Source organism: Paenibacillus psychroresistens (assembly GCF_009728935.1).
Classification (GTDB): Bacteria; Bacillota; Bacilli; order Paenibacillales; family NBRC-103111; genus Paenibacillus_AC; species Paenibacillus_AC psychroresistens.
Genome location: NZ_CP034235.1, coordinates 449,770 through 471,404, shown reverse-complemented (window position 1 = coordinate 471,404; position 21,635 = coordinate 449,770). Strand labels below are relative to the sequence as shown.

20 protein-coding genes are annotated in these 21,635 nt (G+C 39.8%); 5 read left to right on the top strand and 15 right to left on the bottom strand.

Features of this window, described 5'->3' with window-relative positions:
• Window positions 1-142: 142 nt before the first annotated feature.
• The 12 genes from EHS13_RS02365 to EHS13_RS02310 form a co-directional block, all read right to left on the bottom strand.
• Window positions 143-526: a retropepsin-like aspartic protease gene (locus EHS13_RS02365; RefSeq protein ID WP_155698827.1), complete on the bottom strand. Its 384-nt coding sequence runs from the start codon at window positions 524-526 to the stop codon at window positions 143-145.
• Window positions 523-780: a hypothetical protein gene (locus EHS13_RS02360; RefSeq protein ID WP_155698826.1), complete on the bottom strand. Its 258-nt coding sequence runs from the start codon at window positions 778-780 to the stop codon at window positions 523-525. The genes EHS13_RS02365 and EHS13_RS02360 overlap by 4 nt, the downstream gene beginning before the upstream one ends.
• 200 nt (window positions 781-980) lie before the next feature.
• A complete protein-coding gene (locus EHS13_RS02355) occupies window positions 981-2,120 on the bottom strand; it encodes a hypothetical protein (protein WP_155698825.1) in 1,140 nt (379 codons plus the stop codon).
• A 100-nt stretch (window positions 2,121-2,220) separates the two neighbouring features.
• Window positions 2,221-3,534: a hypothetical protein gene (locus EHS13_RS02350; RefSeq protein WP_227013762.1), complete on the bottom strand. Its 1,314-nt coding sequence runs from the start codon at window positions 3,532-3,534 to the stop codon at window positions 2,221-2,223.
• Window positions 3,535-3,612: 78 nt separating this feature from the next.
• Window positions 3,613-4,173: a GNAT family N-acetyltransferase gene (locus EHS13_RS02345; RefSeq protein WP_155698823.1), complete on the bottom strand. Its 561-nt coding sequence runs from the start codon at window positions 4,171-4,173 to the stop codon at window positions 3,613-3,615.
• Between the two features lie 133 nt (window positions 4,174-4,306).
• A complete protein-coding gene (locus EHS13_RS02340) occupies window positions 4,307-4,732 on the bottom strand; it encodes a YkvA family protein (protein WP_155698822.1) in 426 nt (141 codons plus the stop codon).
• Between the two features lie 203 nt (window positions 4,733-4,935).
• Window positions 4,936-5,448 carry a hypothetical protein gene (locus tag EHS13_RS02335; RefSeq protein WP_155698821.1) on the bottom strand — a complete coding sequence of 171 codons (513 nt, stop codon included), beginning with the start codon at window positions 5,446-5,448 and terminating at the stop codon, window positions 4,936-4,938.
• Complete coding sequence (locus tag EHS13_RS02330) at window positions 5,445-5,918, bottom strand: hypothetical protein (RefSeq protein WP_155698820.1); 474 nt, start codon at window positions 5,916-5,918, stop codon at window positions 5,445-5,447. Before EHS13_RS02330 ends, EHS13_RS02335 begins: the two co-directional genes overlap by 4 nt.
• 120 nt (window positions 5,919-6,038) lie before the next feature.
• Window positions 6,039-6,770 (bottom strand): uracil-DNA glycosylase family protein, encoded by a 732-nt coding sequence (locus EHS13_RS02325; RefSeq protein ID WP_155698819.1) that lies wholly within the window; start codon window positions 6,768-6,770, stop codon window positions 6,039-6,041.
• Between the two features lie 152 nt (window positions 6,771-6,922).
• Window positions 6,923-7,465 (bottom strand): hypothetical protein, encoded by a 543-nt coding sequence (locus tag EHS13_RS02320; protein WP_227013761.1) that lies wholly within the window; start codon window positions 7,463-7,465, stop codon window positions 6,923-6,925.
• Window positions 7,455-8,327, bottom strand: coding sequence for a serine/threonine-protein kinase (locus tag EHS13_RS02315; protein WP_155698818.1), 873 nt, complete (start codon window positions 8,325-8,327; stop codon window positions 7,455-7,457). The genes EHS13_RS02320 and EHS13_RS02315 overlap by 11 nt, the downstream gene beginning before the upstream one ends.
• 97 nt (window positions 8,328-8,424) lie before the next feature.
• On the bottom strand, window positions 8,425-9,273 hold the full coding sequence (locus tag EHS13_RS02310) for an alpha/beta fold macrolide esterase (RefSeq protein ID WP_155698817.1): 849 nt from the start codon (window positions 9,271-9,273) through the stop codon (window positions 8,425-8,427).
• Window positions 9,274-9,704: 431 nt separating this feature from the next.
• Here EHS13_RS02310 and EHS13_RS02305 point away from each other — a divergent pair, with 431 nt between their 5' ends.
• Entirely contained in the window at window positions 9,705-10,121 is a 417-nt protein-coding gene (locus EHS13_RS02305) for a (deoxy)nucleoside triphosphate pyrophosphohydrolase (RefSeq protein WP_155698816.1), read from the top strand.
• Here EHS13_RS02305 and EHS13_RS02300 read toward each other — a convergent pair.
• The 3 genes from EHS13_RS02300 to EHS13_RS02290 form a co-directional block, all read right to left on the bottom strand.
• Window positions 10,096-13,287 carry a DUF3427 domain-containing protein gene (locus EHS13_RS02300; protein ID WP_155698815.1) on the bottom strand — a complete coding sequence of 1,064 codons (3,192 nt, stop codon included), beginning with the start codon at window positions 13,285-13,287 and terminating at the stop codon, window positions 10,096-10,098. The genes EHS13_RS02305 and EHS13_RS02300 overlap by 26 nt on opposite strands.
• A gap of 96 nt (window positions 13,288-13,383) precedes the next feature.
• Window positions 13,384-13,839: a GNAT family N-acetyltransferase gene (locus tag EHS13_RS02295; RefSeq protein WP_155698814.1), complete on the bottom strand. Its 456-nt coding sequence runs from the start codon at window positions 13,837-13,839 to the stop codon at window positions 13,384-13,386.
• Between the two features lie 193 nt (window positions 13,840-14,032).
• Entirely contained in the window at window positions 14,033-15,349 is a 1,317-nt protein-coding gene (locus tag EHS13_RS02290) for a family 43 glycosylhydrolase (RefSeq protein WP_155698813.1), read from the bottom strand.
• A 255-nt stretch (window positions 15,350-15,604) separates the two neighbouring features.
• Here EHS13_RS02290 and EHS13_RS02285 point away from each other — a divergent pair, with 255 nt between their 5' ends.
• From EHS13_RS02285 to EHS13_RS02270, 4 genes are all read left to right on the top strand, one after another.
• Window positions 15,605-18,946 carry an ATP-binding protein gene (locus EHS13_RS02285; RefSeq protein ID WP_155698812.1) on the top strand — a complete coding sequence of 1,114 codons (3,342 nt, stop codon included), beginning with the start codon at window positions 15,605-15,607 and terminating at the stop codon, window positions 18,944-18,946.
• Between the two features lie 133 nt (window positions 18,947-19,079).
• A complete protein-coding gene (locus EHS13_RS02280; RefSeq protein ID WP_155698811.1) occupies window positions 19,080-19,544 on the top strand; it encodes an anthrone oxygenase family protein in 465 nt (154 codons plus the stop codon).
• Between the two features lie 96 nt (window positions 19,545-19,640).
• Window positions 19,641-19,904, top strand: a complete 264-nt coding sequence (locus tag EHS13_RS02275) for a hypothetical protein (protein ID WP_155698810.1) — start codon at window positions 19,641-19,643, stop codon at window positions 19,902-19,904.
• A gap of 691 nt (window positions 19,905-20,595) precedes the next feature.
• Window positions 20,596-21,621, top strand: coding sequence for an ABC transporter substrate-binding protein (locus tag EHS13_RS02270; protein ID WP_155698809.1), 1,026 nt, complete (start codon window positions 20,596-20,598; stop codon window positions 21,619-21,621).
• Window positions 21,622-21,635: the final 14 nt, after the last annotated feature.

The following is a 21,635-nucleotide window of genomic DNA, read 5'->3' as shown; positions in this document are numbered from 1 at the left end:
GGAAGATTATCTCATAGAAATATTCTTAATTTTAGGTGGGCAGTATTTTACGCTTAAATATCAATTAAAAACAAAACCTTGATACACCGAACACTCAGCGCATCAAGGTTTTATAAAATTAATGATACTGATTATGCTTAAATCATTTATGTACTGAAATCTTCAATTCCTTAGAATCAATAATCAGACTAGCATCTCGAATAAAATCAAATCCAAGAATGCCATCAATCTTCATTCCATAATTCATCTCTCCAATTTCCACTTCAAATCCTTTCAAAGAAACCTCTCCAAAACGAACGAAGTCAAAGTGTTTGGAATAAACGATTTCAACTCCACCTACACCTCTAATTTTATTCAGAATATCTTCAGGTTCTACCATTACTCCAATCTGATCTACAACGTCAGCATTAAAGACTGTACCGGCAGAACCCGTATCAAGTAATACTCGATCCAACAGAACTTCTTTCCCACGGAAACAAATGGAAACTGTAACGAATGGAAGTCCATATACCACGTCAATATTCATCTTGGACCGCGTACCCCCGCCCACTTTTCCCGGAGCTGTAACGTTTCACGAGAGGTATGGAAAAAACCATACTCCCTTAATGGCTTGTCTTGATGCAGCTCATAGTAACGCTTCATGGCAACTCTGGAATCTTCAAATCGATCAATAACCATTACCTCTTCAATAAAACAAAACCCGCCTTCAGAATGAGATTGTAACGTCTCACACACCACCCATTCATTGGGAAACTGTTCCCTAACCTCTTCCCACCGCATTTTGCCACCCCCCGAAAGAAATCTTATTTATTCATTATAACACAACAATAATCTTCACATAATTCGTAGAAGCTCATAGCTCTCATACATTGCTATGAGATCGCTAACTTGCCTTACATAAACATTATTCCTCAATTGCAAGAGTCCGAAAGCCCGTTTCGCTTCCTCCGGTGAACGTCAGTACGGTGAGGGCGAAGTGTTTATTGGAGTTCGAATGGGGCAGGTTTTTGAGCTTTACGTTTTAGTATTTCGACTCCTTCAGGAATTATTTGTTGTGGAGTAACCTTTACATTTTCCGTTTTATTGGTTGAATCGTATTCAAACATATTTGATTCTTTTTCTCCAACCAATGGCAATTGATTTTTCATATAGCCCAATGGCACTTGGAATTCATTATAAAATACAGTTAAACAAAAGAAGACTTTTTGAGCATCATCTCCGTTCCGTGAATACCCGCCTTTAATTAAACGGTGATCATAGAGCTTTACCAGATTTACATCCGATGTTTTTGCCGAATTAGTTAGTAAAAATTGATTGTAATCCAATGTGTTCGTTTCCACTTTCTTAACTTCAGCGTCATATTGTTCTTGATTATCAAAGGATTGGATGGCGATACTTGTATAAGATTTGAGCGCAGTATCCATATCATCAGCTCTAACCACAAGGTTCATATCGTCATATTTGGTATGTAGAAAAGTAATCCCCTTACCGTTTGTGATTTGGGGAACCGACCTACTCACCACACCAGTAGTCTGGGCAGTCGCTAAAGTTATGACTCCCTTTTCAATCAGCGTAGCACTAAGTTCCACATTACTTTTCATTGATGCTTTTAAAGAATTAAAGGAGAGTAGAGCAACATGATCTCTCAAAAACACAGTGCTATTCAATTGGTCTTTTTGCTCTGGTTTAATAATATTCAATTCAAGCAATTTATCTATCGATTGATTCCATTTAAAATCACCAAGAGTATCATCATATCCAAGCGCTCTGAGAATAAAAGTAGCATACTGCAACGCAGATAAATCGTCATTGGATCCAAAGCTGGTTGGGGTTATTCCGCTTGTTAAATGATTGGCATACATATATCCAATTGCCGAATCCGCCCATTTAGGGACATCTTTAAAAGGATGTTTATTCTTTTGCTCATTAGCTGTATCCTCTTTTCCAAGTAAACGAAGCAGCATTACTGCTCCCTCCACTCTAGAAGGTTTGCGAGTTAGTTCAAATCCCTTAGCGGTTCCTTGAAATAAACCTAAAGCTTTTAATGTATTCGCTTGTTGCAGATATTGCCCTTCATAAACCTTAACATCTGCGAAAACGGTACTCACATTTAAAATCATAACAAAAAAAATGAGGATTGAAATTACAGCTTTACTCCCTTTAAAATAACCTTTTCGAACCAAACCACTCACCTAACCCTTCCATTTAGAGAAAACTAATCTACTTAACTATCTTCTCAATACAAACAATATGACTATTCACAGTCAGAATAACTGAATTCCCATTAATCGGCAGAATGTTAGCATTGGCTATAATAGCATTCTTCATCGCCAGAATGAATCTCGGCTTGCCTTTATTATCAAGCGAATAGACCGTTCCTGCATTATTACCAAAGAATACATTCCCTTGTGGATCCACTCTTAAATCACCACTGTATAGACTTAAACCTGCTTGTCTCTCATATTTGCTCAAGCTATAACTCCACTTTGTCTTACCTGTTATATAATCCCGATCTATTACGGTATTCGTATTATCAATCAGATTATAGTATCCGCCGTTTTGATCTGAATTTCCCAGGTTTTTGTTGATAATGGATGCTTCTTTCACCAGGATCAGACCTTTCGCGGTCATATCATATAGCTTCGACTCGTATGAACTATAATCTTTAGCAGACGTTTGTTGCAGAAGAAATCCCCCTGTTGTAATGGAGGTAACCACATGGTTATAGTCCTTAGTAAAGGAATACTCGCGTGCCCAATTCACTTTTCCTTTAGTGCTAAGCGAAACTATGGTATTGCTAAATATCATAAAGATATTCCCTTTGGAATCGGAGAATAACCCATCCGTTGTCTTTGAATTAAAGCTAGCTTTTGAGGTTTTAATCTTGTCTAACAACCAATTCGTTGATCCATCTGGCTTAATCGATAACAAACCTTTGTCGGTTAATACAATAAAATTCCCTGCTGAATCCCCTACTTGCTGACTTGAATGAATCGACCTTTCTTTTGTAACATGTAATTTAATAGACGAGAATACCGTTTTAGTCCCATCCACTCCAAATCGAGAAATATCAGTCTGTAAAATATTCGGGGATAATTGCTTAGCGTTTTCCAAAGAAAATTTATAATAAGACCCATCGCTGCCTATCGTTGGAACAACTCCGAATTGATATTTACTTGGAATCTTCCATACTGTCTCTCCAGTATCCGCGTTAATCGCAATAAGTTCTTTAAAATTTTGAGCAAATAGCAGACCGTTTGGACCTTGAGAAAGCTCATAATGTTGATACGGACTTTCATCACTTAGGGACCATTTCATCTTATATTCCTTGGTATTTTTCAGTAACCAGTTCTCGCCTCGATCATCCTTAATAGCAAGCTTCTGAGTTATACTCAGAGGATCCTTCTGGGTAGTTGCTGCTGTACATATTACTACAATTAAACAAAGCATACTCATTTTTAAAAGCCAATTTCTTATAGTGCGTTTCTTCAAAATCATCATCCATTCTAGACCTATTTTATTAAACCTTACCATAATTCGCCAAATAGTGATATGGAGAAATGGAAAATGGAGAAGCCTCGAAAGCTTCTCCATCACTTAATTTTATTCATTCTAAGAATTTTTCAAAACAGCCAAAGTAATCACATCATGCCAAGTCTTAGTACCCTCGTGCCATAGATGTTTTTTTAACAAGCCTTCTTCTTGGAAGCCGAGCCTTTTTAATATTCTCAGGGATGCTGTATTCTCTGGAAAAACCTCCGCACAAACTCTGTGGTTGCCCAGCTCATCAAAAGCAAAAGCTATAGCCGCTTGCACAGCTTCCGACATAATTCCTTGGTTCCAGTATTCCCGTGACAATTCATACCCAATAACTAAGGGTAATTTCCATTCAAAAGGCCCTCTAACGGGAGCAAGCAGGATCGTGCCGATTACCTTTTTATCCTCTTTGAGGGTGATCCCCCAACGCATGAAAGTACCTTGCTGAAATTGATTGCTCCAGTTCGTAATGATATCTTTGGCATGATCTACTGAGGACGGACCGAACCAATCTAAATATTGGGTAACCAGCCGATCATTATAATAGCCAAATAAATCAGCTGCATCTTCTAATAAAATTTCTCTGAGGAGCAAGCGCTCTGTCTCTACTAACGGAAAGCTTTTATGTGAATTCATCGTCTACATCCCCCTTCCAAACATCTCCATTAATCATCATAGCAAGCATGATCAGGCTCTGTACAGTCCGAGAATGACTATAATTAAACATTATAAATCCTTTATAGTGGGTATGACCGCTTCATTAAAAGAATTATTTTTCAGGAGTCGATTCCCCCTCTTTCTCCTCATCCACTATCTGCGAGTCAACATCAATAATATCCTGATTATTCAAGATATCTGGTCCAAAAAAACCAGTAATTTTATCCTTTGCCTGTTGTTTGACGTTATCATCAATACTCATTGCAGTAGCTGCAATTGCTAGCCCCAAAGCTCCTAAATCATCGACATAACCAACCACCGGCAAGAAATCTGGTACCAAATCCAGAGGAAGAATTAAATATCCCAGAGCTCCATATATTTGGATTTTCGATTTTAACGGTGTGTTCGGACTTTGAACAGCATAATAAAGGATAAGGCCGCTATAGACTACTTTAGTTCCTGCTTCTTTAGCATACTTACCAATCTTATTCCAAAAGCTATCCTCGGAAAAATGCTTTTCGTATTTCGATTTCTCCATTTTCAAATCCTCCTTCATGTGTATAAGATCCAAACCTCGCTGCTATATTATCCAATAACTACTTCCATTATTATACTATGAAATTTGCCGCAATACTTCGAATACGTCTTCATGAAGCCATTGAACGAATAAGTTACAATAGCCGGACATGCAAAAACCCGACCCAAAACGGTCGAGTTCTTTATATTATGATTATACATCCTTTAACGAAGTTCTCCCCGAACACCACTTTTGACTGGATGACCCTTGATATATCTATAGAACAACCCTGTAATCGATTGAACAATAAGAAATACAATTATATTATAGGCTGGCTTGTATCCCTGCTGGTAATGAGTCATTTCCATCCACCCTGCTAACCACTGAAAAGCCAAGCCAATAACAATCCACCCGACAATATAATACAAAAGCGTCTTTTTACTGATTCTTAATACCTCATAAAAGTAGATAAAAAAGTAACCAAAAGGTGCGAACATGAAATAAGTAAACAAGTCCGTTAATTCATAGTGATTCGAGTCATTGACCCGATAGTAATCCAGCAATCCTCCACCAATTGTAAAGTCGAATAAAGTTGAACTGGCAAATCCCCAAACTAAACCAAGAATCAGTAAGCTCGTCGATACTCTCTTTGGCAGTATAATAATGGCTGAATAAGTAACGATTAACATCACTAACACAAACCATTCATTTTTATCAAAATGCTCCCACAAAATCATGATGCTTTTACCTCCCTGTGAGTAGATCTCCTATACAGCGTGAATAAAGCAAAAGCTATCGATTGAATAACCACAATTTGTAGAATATCGTAAAACACATTCCAACGCGTATAGCTCCATATGTCGTAGAAGCGCAGCACACCATTCAAGGCTAGAATGATTACCATCGTGATTCCTATGGATAACAATGTTATGGAAGTGGATTTCACCTTATAGATCACATTAAACATAATGAGCACAATTGTTGGCTTTATCATACTTCTGTAGAGAAAAAACGCTGCATACAGCCAGCCTTCCTTAGTTAACTCAATCAGCTTGAGTTCTTCGATAACCACCCAGGATATATTTATCCCGATAACCATAACTGTTAAATAGATAAAGCTGTTTTCTAGGACAGATAAGCTTTTGTTCATGGAATAGAAAATAAAAAAAGCCAACCAAGCCACGACAAAAATGACAACAAATCCCATAAATTTAGAGCCTCCCCACCGTACGCAAGATAGCTCCATCATATCCATATTTATGGCATGTTATACTATTCGCGGAGAATGAGAGGTAGTGTGCATCTGCCTCGGGAATAGACTTCATTCCTAAGCTTTAATTAATTCTGATGCTTTTTGCTTACGTAATTCAAAGTTTGGTTGCGTCAATCCATTTCCACTCGGGAAGGGGGATACAGCTGCTTTTTTCCCAGCAATATTAATGAACTCCCCACATTCAACTACATTCGAATAAATTAAATCTTTTCTCAACAAGCTCAAAGGTGCTCCACCCAATAAAATTAATAAATCAGGATCGCAGAATTCAATTTCTTGCAGCAATAACTCCCTGCTCTTTGGCTTATTGAAGTTATCCGAGTTTACCTCATAAACTTTTGAAGCGTCCGTAATAAATACAAAATCCAAATCTAATTCCCAATCACTTAATTGTTGTTTAATACGATTCCAGCTAGCAAAGCGAAACCTTTGATTTAAATTCAGTTCTTTATTATAAGCTGTATAACTCGCTCGATCATGGATATGTGCTAGTAAATGGGCAAAGAAGACAACACTCCCTGCATCTTGAGCTTTTGAATCTTGAGCAATTATAAAGACTCGTTTTCCCTTTTCTGTTGAGAAATAATGCTTTCCCCACCAGGGCAGGTCAGCACCTTTTCTAATGGAGGGATAATTATGGTTAGTGAGAAACTCTTGTATTTGATGACTGTAGTGACATGAGGGGTACTGCCGTTGAAAGACTTTAACTGGCGAGTCATTTAGGTATTTAATAGCTGGAAATATACAATAGGGTTCATAAACTTTACTTAATCCCTTAATAGTCATCCTTTTCACACCCACCTTATAATTTATTTCCACCCCTAATGTTACTTAATAAAATGTGCAATTGTTGTCGTTTGTTGTATAGGCAGCATAAAAAAAGACCCCGGAGGGTCGTTTACTTAACTGCATAATTTTAAGATCATATAGATGAGTGATCATACCATTAAGAACCGAACCAGACCCAATACCGCAAAGCAGAACAGAATGGTACCCGCTCCAATACCTGTAATCGCACTATTCGCAACGTTTAGTTTTTTAGATAAGAATATAGAAGCTGCAGCCACTATAATCAGGACCGAAGCAAGAATATTTAAACTGGAATCTTGAAAAACATCGACTAACGCAAAAAAATGAACACCCACAATAAAAGCAATCCACGGGGCGATATAGTCCTTATGTTTGAATTTAATCAAGAGGAACGCACCAACTCCAGCCACGAAAAACTCCGTATATACATAAATTAAATAATCCTTAAATGCACCAGAATCCGCTAGAGCCGAAGCTTCATGCCAATTCTTAATACTCAAGTAAACACCAATTAACCCAACGAGAAGCGCAATCCCTGAGGCAATCCCAAGATATAAGCGCCAGCTTTGCCGTGGCCTTTCCTGAGCCCACCCAAACCAATTAAAACTGAAAATACCGAAAATAGCTGCATACATCGTGTAATCCCGAATATAATCCACGTTAGCCTCCATTCTGAGCCTCCATCCAATATTTATAAAAATCAGCCATAGATGTATACCTCTCATTTCGCTTAGGTTCTGTGGCTTTAAGTGCTACATCATATAAGGCTTTCCCAGCCTCCCATTTAGAGTAAGCGTGATCGAGTTCCCCGCCAATCAGCCCAAAAGCAATGGCCCCCATATTAAATATATTCGTAACCCCATCAATACTTGCCCCAAGCTCAAATTCTTCAGGAGACATGAATCTAGAGGATCCCCAAAGCCTTCCCATCGTATTGATAAAAGGTTTCTGCTGGTAATAATCGATATCACATATCATAGTTGTATGGGAATTGAAATCATATAAAATACTGCCATCATAGAAATCTACAGCCACATAACCTCTTGCTTCCACATCCACATGAAAGGAAAAAATACTATTCAAAGAAAGCAGCCGCTGCTCAACGGGCAATTGTCTATACCGATAAAACGGAGAGTTGGGATCGTTGTACTTAGCAGGTGGCGGAAAGGACCAATGAGGATGCAAACACTCCCCTTCAAACCATTCAAAAACCAAAGCATATCCACCGGCAGCTTCAAAATGATCCACTAATTTTATTATACGCGGATGATTCAATGCTTCATAGACCGGTATTGCTTGTTTCAAGCGTTCGATCGCCTCCTGCGGATCACCCGAATATTCTAAAGTACTTGCGCCTGCGAATTTGACGAACCTTTTGGTTGTGCCGTTCTGGATGCCGAACGAGATGTTTCCTGAATCCTGCTGGTCGAAGACGCAGAAAACAGTTCCTAGTCTAGTTAGCCAGTCGAAGTTTTGAAGTTCTTTTAGCTGGAATGAGATGTTATTTAGTTTGATGGTTATTGGGTTTCGCATTGGGGCTCCTTTCTATAAAAGAAGAGCTACAACCAACAAAAATCGGTTATAACCCCTCTTATTTATCCGTTTAATAGCTAGTAACTACCTATAAAATTCAGACAGTATGTTTAGTAATAGCTTCAATAATTTGATCCCAATCATCCGAATGATTTTCGTGTCCCGTTCCCTCAAGGGTTAACAAGGCTGCATTAGGAATTTCCGCTGCAAGCGCTAGACCATGCTCATACGGAAGTATTGTATCTTCTGTACCATGGATAACCAACGTGGGAATACTGATCCCTGGAAGCTTTCCTTCATAGTTAGCATCACCCTTAAGCTGAGCGTGATTAAACATACTGAGTAGATTGTTAGCTCGTTTTATTTCTTGTCTTACCTGTTTATAAGCCCTCTTCTCATCAAAAGTATGCTTCGAACCACAGAGCAACGCTGAGCCTGCAACTAAATATCGGGCAACCGCCTCTTCATCTTTCCAATTTAAAGTCGCTCCAGTAGCATGATAAGCCAGAATCCGCTCGTCCATCGGTGGCAACCCGCGATCGATGTCATCATCCCCAAAAATACTCGATGCCTGCAGTGTCAAAGTTAACACTCTGTGAGGATTCCGCGATGCGATTACTTGCGCTATCATTCCGCCTAACGACATTCCAACAATGTGTGCCCGCTCAATATGGTAGGCATCCAGCACTCCAACAGCATCATCCGCCATGTCTGCCACGCTGTAATGGGAGGTTCCCGACTCATAAGTAGTGGAACGTCCAACATCTCGATTATCGAATCTGATCACATATCGTCCAGTATCGGCAAGTCGTTGGCAGAACTCTTCATCCCAATACACCATCGAACACATTGCACCCATAATCAGCAAAATGGTTGGATCATTGGCTTTTCCAAAGCTTTCTGCACATATCTCAATTCCATTAATATTTAATATTTGTTCACTCATAGTTAGTCCCTCGCTTCATTCGATTTTGGTTAATTGAATTTTTGCACACAAAAAATGCCTCATACATTTTCAAAAAAAATGAATGAGCATAATTGACTGCATCTCAAATTAACGTAAACGAATGAATTTGATAATCACGATAGCACTCTCCTATTGAGAAGTGGAAGATTTAGTTCCTTTTTTATTATAACATTTGAGTTATAGCTTTTCGAGTTGGCCGTTCTTGAATATCCATTTATTTTACCTTGGTCTGCTAAAGAGTTGTTTTTTTAAATCCTTTTTAATAATGGATAATTCAAATCAAAAGTATTTCTACAATATTTACTGTCAGATAAGAAAACTACCATTCTTGAATATAGTCAATGTTTCTTCCCCAATATAAAATGTGCTACTATAACATCATTACTATAGAATATTAAAGGAGCTTATTAATGAAAAAAATCGACGTAGTCGGAGCTGTTATATTAAACGAAAAGAATGAAATTCTATGTGCATTACGCTCTCAAAAAATGTCTTTACCCGGTCTATGGGAATTTCCAGGTGGTAAAATTGAAGCTAATGAGACACCACAAGAAAGTTTAATTCGTGAGATCCAAGAAGAATTGAATTGCACAATTAGAGTAGGTGAACTCGTTTCAGATGCAGCTTATGAATACCCTACTATAATAGTACGTTTAATTACTTATTTAGCTAAAATCGTAGATGGTGCACCTATAGCGAATGAACATGAGCGTCTTATTTGGTTACCTATTGATCAATTATTTACTCTTGAATGGGCACCAGCAGACTTGCCAACTATTGAAGCTCTAACTACTTTAAATATCAACGCACAAAATCTGAAAATATAGCCTCTGGGATGTCATGATGCAATTGCCATTTAATATTCATCGGTCTGTCGCCATGACTCTCTATATAATCAACTTCACCCAAGTAAGTAAAAGGCAAGGTAACCCCATGCATGTTTTCAAACTTGCGAATAAATAAGTGAATATGCTTACCTTGCCTTTTGTGGTGAATATATTCCTGACCCCGTTGCGAATCATGAAAGGTAGCATTCTGCGTTTGCCAATGAAAATGCTGTTGATCCATTAAATAATCATGGTACTGCAAATGATCTGCCGTTTTCTCACCTTTTTTAAGGTTAATAAATAAGAGAATATGGTTTCCTACTTTACTAATTCCTTCACGCCACGAACCTTCGGCTGCTTCTGATTCAAACAAATACATGAGATCATTCCGCGTATAGTTTTGGTAGAGTATCACATTTTTTGAACTAGCAAAGAACACATTAGGACGAAACATACGGCGAAATTCTGCTAGACCATATTCAATCCTGGCGTTAAGATAATTATTAATTGCAGTCTCTCGAACCACGTTTTGCATAGTAATTGATGCAGTGAATTCTCCCTCCACACAATCCCCAAAACTCCAAGTATGTTTCGGTGAAGCCGTTGCTAGCTTTTGCATAGCTCTTTCAATTCTACTCCCGTGTATTTCCTCTGAAATTTGCAGAGCAAATCGATATTGTAAATCTGCAATCACATCTTTTATGGTAACCTTCAAATGTACAAGAGCCAAAGCTAAAATTGAATATTCATAAGGCCATTTTATTGGCAGTAGTTTCTCTAAACGTTGAACTATTTGTAGCTTTAATGACTCTTCTAGTAGGGTTTGATCAAACTCGTTTATATCTAGCATTTTTCTCTTAGTCTCTAGCCAAGAACCGTATTTACTAATGAAAAAATGGATATTCGGCGCACCATCAAAATATAAGAAGTCACTGATTTCCGGAGAATAACCTAGTTCTTTCTTAAACTGATAATATAAATCCATTAGAAGCTGGTCACGATCCATACGAATCAATTCTATTTTTTTAAGTATCTGTTGTTTGGAGATCTCTTCAAGATCAACAAAGCAACCATCAGGCAAATCGGCAAACTCCGTTTCAATAGCCACACGTAAAGAATCACGATCGAAGGCTTTGTGATTATTTTGACCAGATAAAGCTAGAGGGACAATAAAAGATTTATGATAGTTTCCTATAAAGTCCAAAACGGTGACGTATTCTTTTCCGGGAACTTTCCGTAAACCACGACCTAATTGCTGAATAAAAATCGTAGCGGATTCCGTAGGTCGCAAGAATAAAATCAGATTCAATTTAGGAATGTCCACACCTTCATTAAATATATTAACTGTGAAGATAATCTGCAAAGGATCCTCGTTTGACTCTAATCTCGCTATTAGTTCTTGTCTTCGAGTCGGTGTATCCTCACCAGTTAAACAGCCTGCTACAAAATCACTCTTTTTGAACTCTTCCATCATAAATTTCGCATGTTCTATAGATGCACAAAAGCCTAAAGCCTTCAAAAAAGTGCCATCATAACCAAACTTTCGTATCATATCGATAACATAATCAACACGCTCATGTGTATTTAAAGCGCTGACCAACTGGTCTTCGACGAACTGTCCATTCTTTTGCATAGCAATTTCTGTATAATCAATTGTCGGATCACTTAAACCAAAATAACGAAAAGGTGTTAAAAGACCCGCATTTAAAGCATCACGCAAACGAATTTCATAGACAACATTATGATCGCATAACGCAAGCACATCCCGACCATCCATTCGATCAGGTGTTGCCGTAAGTCCTAAAAGGAATTTTGGTTTAAAGTAATCAATTACTTTTTTATAAGTCGCAGCCTCAGCATGATGAAATTCATCAACGATAATATAGTCAAATGCATCAGCAGAGAAATGATTCAAAGTCTCATCCCTAGATAGCGTCTGTACAGTAGCAAAAAGGAATGGTTTATCTAAGTCTTTGCTAAAACCTGACAGTTTACCACAATCATTAGCATTACCAAATACTTTCACAAATGTAGCTTTAGCACTCTCCAATATTTCATCACGGTGTGCAAGAAACAACATTCTTTTCGCTTCAAAATTTTTAACATCGAAAGCGGAAAGGTAAGTCTTCCCCGTACCGGTAGCCGCAATAACAACACCTTTATTATGTCCGTTTACTCTTGTAGTACTTAATGCTTCCAATGCTTCTTGCTGCATTTGATTTGGTATGATTTCCTTAGTCGAAGCTTCAAGAGAACTATCTACTTTTTCAAATACATCCACATGTTGAATGGCTAAGTATGGACTCACTAGCATAATTTTTCGATTCAGCAATTGCTTCTCATAATCTCGAATCAATTCTATTCGCAAGGGAATGGCTCTTACATCATCCCAATTCGTCTGAAAGGATTTCATCGCTTTGTCATAGATGGAATAATTAGCTGTATCCGGTAATTTCACATTCCACTCATAACCTGTATTCAAAGCTGCCTTGGATAGATTTGATGATCCGATAATAGAAGAATTTAATCCAGAATCTCGTTTAAAAAGATAAGCCTTCGTATGAAATGAAACTGAACCGGAATCGAATATTCGAGTTTCGACATGAGGCATTTCTAACAAGCGATAGAGTGCTATGGGTTCTGTAATATTCAGATAAGTAGATGTGAGAACTCTTAATTTATTAGATGGTGCAGCTTGGCGAAATTCATCCAATGGTCGTATTAATAGTTGTAACCCAGAAAAACGAATAAAACTAACCATAAAGCTAGCTTCGTCTGCAGTCTGTAGCTCATATTTTAGACCTCTGAATAAATTGAATTGGTCTGAACTGGAATTGGTTAACAACAACGGATTAGTTAGGAAAAATTCCGGATACATCGGCAGCATCCGTTCATCATTTCGATAATGTATAGCTTTTAATGGTAACTCATATTCAAACTCTTCCTGCTCCCGAATAACTTGTCTAATTTTACCTGTTAATTCATATATCTTTTCATATTGATTATCTGCAGCAAGCTGTTGAAAGCTCTGGCTCAAATCTTTGATCATTTGTTGGATTAATGCGTCACTATACTGTTGTGGAAGTAATGGTGAAGTGTGTTGGTTTGGAGGATATGGCTTATTCTTATGTAATAACTCTTCAAAAACTCCCTTTTGCTTATCCACGAATGTCCCCCTACTTAAGGTCATATTACTAATTTCTAGTATATGACATTAAATTGGGTTTTTCTATATGTCTTGTCACACTTTGTCTGATGTCCCTCACAAATGCAGTTCCATTGCTTCAGCAGCATTTGCATATCCGTTTCGTTCATAAAATGGTACCCCTTCCATGCTTGGCCATACAATGAGAAATTCTAAATTTCCCTCTTTTGCCCAACGTTCCACGCTTTTGATAATTTGGCTGCCAATCCCTTTTGAACGAAACAGCGGCAGTGTATATACATTGGTTACATAGCCAAACGGATAAGTAATTCTACCTGGCCGCGGCACCTTATCAATTAATTGTATGTATATATGCGAGACTACTTTCTCGTCCACTTCAGCCACCCATATGAACCACCTCGCACCTGTAATGGCCTTCTCTAGAAACGTTTTACATTCCAAATAAAATATTTCGTAATCCGCATTTATCTCAGGTGCATATTCCAATGTGAAGTCATACCGCATGCGAATCAATTGGTCTATATCTCGTTCAGTTGCTAAACGTATTTGCATACATTGCCTCCCCTTTATACTTTCTCACTTCAAAATCAAATCCATTTGTTTACCTATTCGTGCAACAACTTATAATCCCCTTTTTATGTAAGAGTTGAGTTAGGCAATACTGTCGGTCGCCTAGACATGCGAAAACCCGACCATTGTTCAGTCGGGTTTTTCATAATGAACCGCTGCTTTATAAAAAATCGCCTTAAAATGGGCTAACAGTAATTCCTGCAAGACTGATTTCACCATTACCACCCGTAAATCTAATGATATTGTCATTGCCCGAATTTAATTGAACCGTAATACTGGCACGACCAGTCAGGTGAGCCGAACCATCCGTCGACAGCACATTAAGCAATGAATAATCATCGCCATTGACCGTCAGATTTAGCTTAGCTAAACGCTCTACTGTAGCATAATGGATATAAATAGCTGCTCTCCCTCCATTCTCTCCATCAACATGATTAAATTGGCAGTAGGCACCTACAAGGTGCAAATGATTTACAACGCTTTTACCCTGCTCGTTTACTTCAATTTCCGCTCCCCCGCCAACACTACATTTCACCGCAGAGTACGTTTTCTGATTTGGATTGGGAATAGGCGCAGTTCCTACCGATTTGACACCATCTTTGGTCTGGACGACGGTTTGGATCGTTCCATCTTCGTTGAAATTCAGATAATCAATGCATACGCTTCTTAAATTACCTTGACCCGAAATGTCCTGATTGTGGTAAAACATATACCACTGCCCTTTAAATTCTACTACGGAGCCATGAGTGGTTGAACAACCTGTCGGTTCGAGAAAAATTCCCCTGTAACTCCATGGACCAAGTGGCTGTGTACTGGTAGCATATCTCATGCGGTTATTTCCATCGAGATTATCCGAATAAGTCAGGTAGTATAGACCTGCTCTTTTAAAAACCCAAGCCGCTTCATGAAAATCCTCTAAGCCTTCCATTTCCTGCATTCCGTGCTTGATTGTCATCATATCATCGTTAAGCTCGCCGCCCTCGCATCTGCTGCCTCCGCCGTAATACATATAGGCTCGCCCATCCTCATCGACAAGCACGCACGGATCAATCAGCGCAAATCCCCCAAGGCCTGGAATGTAACCTTGGTCGATAAAGCCACTTGCAGGTTCTTCGCTTGTCGCAACCCCTATTTTCCACGAGTCGTTCCAATTGGACCCGCTAGGATGCGGATAGTAGAAATAATAGGTTCCATTCTTATACGCGCAATCGGGAGCCCACATAAAGCCTCCCTCTGGTCTGCCCCATGACACATTCTCGGAGCGGAGGATTTCACCTTCATCCAACCAGTTAACCATGTCCTCTGATGAGAATACATGATATCTATCCATCAGATCGCAGCCTCTTGCCGGATCCATATCATGAGAAGCATAAATATATACCTTCCCGTCCTCCCAAACATGGGCAGATGGATCTGCCGTGAATAGCGTTGTTATAGCGGGGTTTTTTGAGGTTAATTTGCTGCCTTCTGTCAAAATCTCTTCTTTACTCATAATTATTTCCCTCCCATAGTCAGACTTCTATTTTTGTAATTTACTCATAATTAATAGAAGATTAGCTTATTTCAGCATAACCCGAATCAATCCTTGATCACCATGAGACGATATTAAACAATACAGTCGATTTATAGCTCATTTTGGGCCATCATTAAAATCTTACATAAAAAGGAAGAGAGAGGTTGTTTCACGAATATATTATTTCTGTGCTTTTCTATGGAGGGTTAAGATGATGCAAAGGGGGAGGATTGTTTGGTAGGCTGCAGCATTCAACTGTTAGGCGGTTTGAAAATCACCTTTGACGAAGAAGAGTTTACCACAGTTACTTCCGGTGCAAAGGCTCGGTTGCTGGCATATTTGGTTCTAGCCTATGACATACCGCAAAGCAGGAAGAAAATTGCCTTTGATTTCTGGCCGGACTCCACTGAGAAACAGGCTTTCTCCAATTTGCGGAAACTCCTTCACGATCTGCGGGAATGCTTACCACAATCTGATCGATATCTTAAAATTACTTCGGCATACATTCAGTGGAATCACGAATTACCCATTTATTCGGATGTGCGCAAGTTTGAACAAGGTGCAAAAGGAACAACTCTTTACGAGCTTCGCAATGCCGAAGAACTCTACAAAGGCCAGCTTCTGCCTGGGTTTCAAGAGGAATGGCTTGGTGCGAAACGGGAACAGCTGGCACAATCGTATACGTATGTGGTCGACAAACTCATTTCTATTTTGGAAAATCAACGGGAGTACTCGTCGGCACTATTTTTCGGGAATAAGCTACTTATACAGAATAAATTAAGGGAGGAAAGTTATGTCACGCTAATGCGGCTTCATGCCTTGAACAATGACAAGGCTGGAGTAGTGAACATTTATCAGCAGCTGCACAAGGTACTACAAGATGAGCTTGAGATAGGCCCTTCCGCGGAGACCGTACAGCTGTTGGAAAGGCTCACACAGATTGGCGTGGAACCATCGACTGCTGCTGGGCAAAGCAAGACGCCACTGGTAGGGAGAATCAGTGAATGGGGAAACATAGTTAGCCACTGGAAGCAGGCAACGGTCGGAAGAAATACCTTGCTTCTATTGAAGGGTGAGGCGGGAATTGGCAAAACCAGATTGACCTTGGAGCTTAAAGATTGGGTAGAGAAACAAGGCTATCAAACAGCCTTTGCCGGATGCTACCCGTCGGTAAGATCGTTGTCCTACAGTCCGGTCACAGCATGGCTCAGGAGTATTCCCTTGCCTAAACTCAGTCCAGTCTGGTTGTCGGAATTGACCCGGTTGCTGCCAGAGCTGTTGGAACGATACCCTGACTTGCCGAAGCCAGATCACATTCAGGAAAATTGGCAATTAAACCAATGGTATGAAGCGATAGAACGGATGCTGCTGGCTAAGCAACCACTGCTGCTCATCCTTGACGATATTCAGTGGAGCGATCGAGAGACACTTCAACTCCTCTCTTATCTACTCCGCAGTGATTCCAAGGCCAAACTGTTAATTATCGCGACAATGAGAACGGATGAGTTTTCGGGTGATGCCGTCAGACACTTTCTCTCCGGGCATCGAATCGAAAGGAAGCTGATGGAAATCGAGCTCGCGCCGTTCAGTGAGGATGAGACGAAACAGCTGATGACAGATACGGTTGGCGATGAGTTGGCAGACCTCCATTCGTCCGATTTATACACGGAAACTGGTGGCAACCCGTTGTTCATAGTGGAAACGTTACAGGAATGGCAAATCGGCAGCGATTCAATTGAATTTCGTCTTTCACCATTGGTGAAATCCATCATCGAAAATCGTTTAAAGAAGCTTTCACCGGATAATCGACAGCTTGTATCGACCTTTGCTGCTGCGGGCAGACCTTTATCATTAGCGTTTATGGCGAAGGTAGCTGACTTGAGTGTCGAAAAAATGCTAGAGAAAATGGAACACCTTTTGCAATGGAAAATAATGAAGGAGACAGAGGACGAGAAGTACGATTTCACACATGACATCATTAGGGAATCTGCGTACACATTAAAAAATGAGAGCCTGCGCCGACAATACCACCAGAAACTCGCATACGGATTGCTTGCTTTTCATCACGAGCGGCTTGAAGTCGTCGCTGCGGAAATCGCCTTTCATTGTGAGCTTGCAGGTTTGGATGATATGGCCATTGTCTATTACGAAATGGCTGCAACGGCTGCTGAGAAGATATATGCCAATGAAACTAGGATAAAGTATTATCGGAAGCTTTGCACCTTGTTGCCTCCTGAACAAATCCTGCCCAACCTGATGAAACTCGGCGATGCTTTAATCGTAAAGGGAGATTGGAACGAAGCGGAGAAGACTTACAGACAATGGCTTGAACGTGAAGAAAATTCAACCGCCTTGCAGGATCGATCTTTCTGCGATGTGGCGCTGGGCAATTGCCTGCGATTGCAGGGGAAATATGCGGATGCGAGCTTTTATTTGGAACGAGCGCGACGCTATTTTGAGCTGATTGACGACCATTCCGGCCTTAGCCTCGCCTATGGAATGCTCGGCGTAATGCATTACTACATGGGGAATAACGACAAATCGCTTCACTATTTGAAAGTAAGAATGGAATTGCCTGATTCCGAAAATCGAACCAGGGAGGATTGTCGGTTCTATGGCATTATCGGCGGTCTGTTTTATCATCAGTGCGAATACGACCAAGCGATTCGTGCGTACAGGAAACAGTTCAAACTCGCTACAAAGAATCGAGATAAGAACGCAGTAGCGAAAGCTTTAGGCGGATTGGCGCTGGTTTATCTCGACACCGATCTAACAGATCAGGCATTCGACTGCATCGTCGATAAGATTGAAATCAGCCAATCGATTGGAGACCGGATGGGTCTGACTATCGCACTGGGGATGCTCGGCAAATATTACGGATTTCTTGGATCGCTTACGATAGCGGCACAATGCATCGCCTTTTGTCTCGAGGAAGCTGTTGCTGTCAAGGATTGGCGCTTTACCGCCAACTTGCTCGGTTGGGAAGGCCACAACCTTTTGTTGCAGCGTCGGGATGAAGAAGCGTATCTGTTCATTGATCGCTCTCTTCGATTAAGCCGACAGCTTCGCACTCCTCATTTTGAATGTAATGCACTCTATCTCATGAGTGTGCTGAGTCTTCACCAGGATCAATGCGAAAAAGCGCTGGAAATCACGGAAGAAGCGCTGAATATCGCTATTAAGCTATATCGCCGAGATATGCAGCTTAAGCTTCTTTTGCAGCTATTGCATTTGAAGGCGGAGTTAAGTCTATTAACTCCCGCAGAAATTGTAGTCCAGCTTCATAAGATGCTAAGGCCGTATTCCGATCAGCAGGAACAAGCAGCCATTTACTATACGATGTGCAAGCTGAATCCTGAATCCTCTGAATTTAAGACCGATGCGCTCTCGTTGAACGAAGAGCTTTACCTCAAGTCAGGTAAAGTAGAATATCTTGTTCGTTGTAGTGAACTGAGCAGTTTAAGCTATGCCCCCATCTCGGTACGTCCGATGCCGCTGTTTGCTGCCGAAGTCACTCAACACAAAAGCATCTCCCCCATAATTTTAGAGGAAATTGATTGTTATTTAAACCTGTAGCTATGAAGCGCTTTTGAAGCGCTCCATTATATAAAATATGTCTTAGGAGATAGGAAATCTGGATAGTTCAAGTTGACCTTAATCCTAGCTGCCTCGGCAAATTCCGAGAGACTATTCTTATGCAGGAGGAAAAATGATAAAAACAATTTTCTTTTCCGTTAATTTATTATTAGTGGCACTTGTGGTCGGGACAATGTTCGGAATTTGGTTTGGACTTAATCCTAAACAGATGCCCTACCCTGTTTATTTGGAACATCAACAACTGTTAATCCGATCTTTAAATGTGAAATTACCGTTATTGGCAGCAGTAGGCATCGTACTCACAATCATTTCAGCTGTTCTTTGCCGAAAAGATCGCAATATGCTGTTGTTGTTGATTGTTGCGGCTATTTTTTTAATCGTTGCCGGTATTATTACACGTTTCCTGAATCAGCCCATTAATGCAAAGATGATGACGTGGGTGATAGAAAATCCTCCCTCCGATTGGATAAGTTTACGGGATAGCTGGTGGAAGTGGCATATTGTACGTTCAATAGCAGGTCTAATAGGGCTCACCATTCTTATTTTGGGGCTGCTAATAAATCGATCTGTTAGATAAACCATCTCGGCTGTTCTTTAATCCGCTTTTTATTTAGCACATTCTATATTAAAAGTACATTTTATATAGAATCTAAATAGAAACGAGGTGATAGGAATGGCTCGTGTTAAAGCTGTTCAGCAGCCTGATCTAATTTTGATCAGTTGGACAAGAAACCCTCTAGTTCCTGGCTCTCCACGCAGGATTGTTGCTGCTCGTGTTATTGGCAGTGCACAACCATGTAGTTTTACTTTGGCACCCAAAAGATTGCTTATCAATGCCTTTAACTGCTTACTTGATCATGACATTGGTTTTAGAGTGGTATTCCAGAAAAAAACTTCAAATATTAGTGGATATGTGTTATTACAGCGCTTTAAATAATTTTTGTAAGGGGGCAGTGTAAACTGCTCTCTTTTTATTGAAATTATTCCTTATAATTTTAATCGACACAAAGTTATACAGCAAAAGGATATGGATGGAGACGGTGTTATCACTCCTATAAATATCTCTATAATGCTAAATGCAATTACACCTGTTCCTATGTGATTTCATTCTGATAATAGGGATACGGGTAAACAGAGAAGCACCACCAGTTTGTAGTTATTTCTAATACTCAGGCGGCGCTTTTTATTGTACGATAATAGGAAAAAGGACCCCTTTCGAGGTCCATTTCAACGGTGAATTGATTTTTTGGTACTTATGTCTTGAACCTTACTTAAGCTCGGTTTTTACCTCATCACCATATTGCAGTATGTGTACTACATTAAAGTATTTGGGGCACATCCCTCCACTTCTATCTGGATTCAGAAACAACTTCCCTTGGAATTAATCGTTGAATTGTACAACCCAACCACAGCCCCTCTTTTCACCGTTGATTGTTATTATGGTTAGTTAAATAAATTTTATTCATAAAATACAAATTGGCACTTATAGATTAAAGTAAATCGAATTGGTTAGTATTGGACTATGGAGCTTGTTAATTTAAGATTGACGGAAACAAACAATTAAACTATGGTTAATTCATGTCTACATATTTCTAATAATAGATTCATATTCAGAAAGGGGAATTATTTTGAAAAAAAAGCTTTGGTTACCCATTATTTTATCAGCAGCATTATTATCGTTAGCAGGATGTGGGAAGGAATCCACAAACTCTGCTGACAGCACCCCAGCAGCCGACCAAAAAACGTATAAAATCGCAATCTCACAAATCGTAGAACATCCTTCACTCGATGCAACACGAGAAGGTTTTCTTGCAGCACTTAAGGATGCCGGCATTACGGAAGGCACCAATCTTAAAGTCGATTTTAACAATGCTCAGGGAGATTCAGCCAATAATTTATCCATCGCACAAAAAATCGCTTCGGCCGATAACGATCTTGTTCTCGGTATCGCTACACCATCAGCACTCGCGTTAGTCCAGCAAGTTAAAGAAACCCCAGTATTGTTCGCCGCGGTCACAGATCCTCTAGCCGCCAAAATTGTAAGCAGCATGGACAAACCAGGCGGGAATGTAACCGGCGCTTCGGATACGAATCCAGAAGCCATCACACAGCTGATGGAATTCATCGCAAGTAACTTTCCAAATGTAAAAACGGTTGGCCTTGTGATCAATGAAGGCGAACAAAACGCAGTCATCATGGCGAAGAAAGCCGAAGAGGAGCTTTCCAAGCATGACATCAAATTAATCAAAGCCCCAGTAGCTAATACTTCAGAAGTGCAGCAAGCAGCCGAGTCACTTGTCGGTCGAGTGGATGCTCTCTACATTACTTTGGATAATACGGTCGTGTCGAGTGTGGATACACTAATTAATCTGGCGAAAGAGAAACATCTTCCTTTCTTCTCAAGCGATCGTGATACAGTTGAAAAAGGTGCATTTGCCACTGTTGGTTTCAAATATTATGACCATGGTTACCAAGTAGGACAAATGGCTGTTGAGATTTTAAAAAACGGTAAGAAACCGGCTGATATGAAGGTTACCTTACCGGATAAACTAGATCTTATTCTTAATCTAAAGGCTGCAGCCGATCAAGGCATTGAGGTTACGGATGAAATGAAGAAAGCTGTTAAGGATCCAGAGAAAAATATTATTAAATAATCAACAGGTAATGG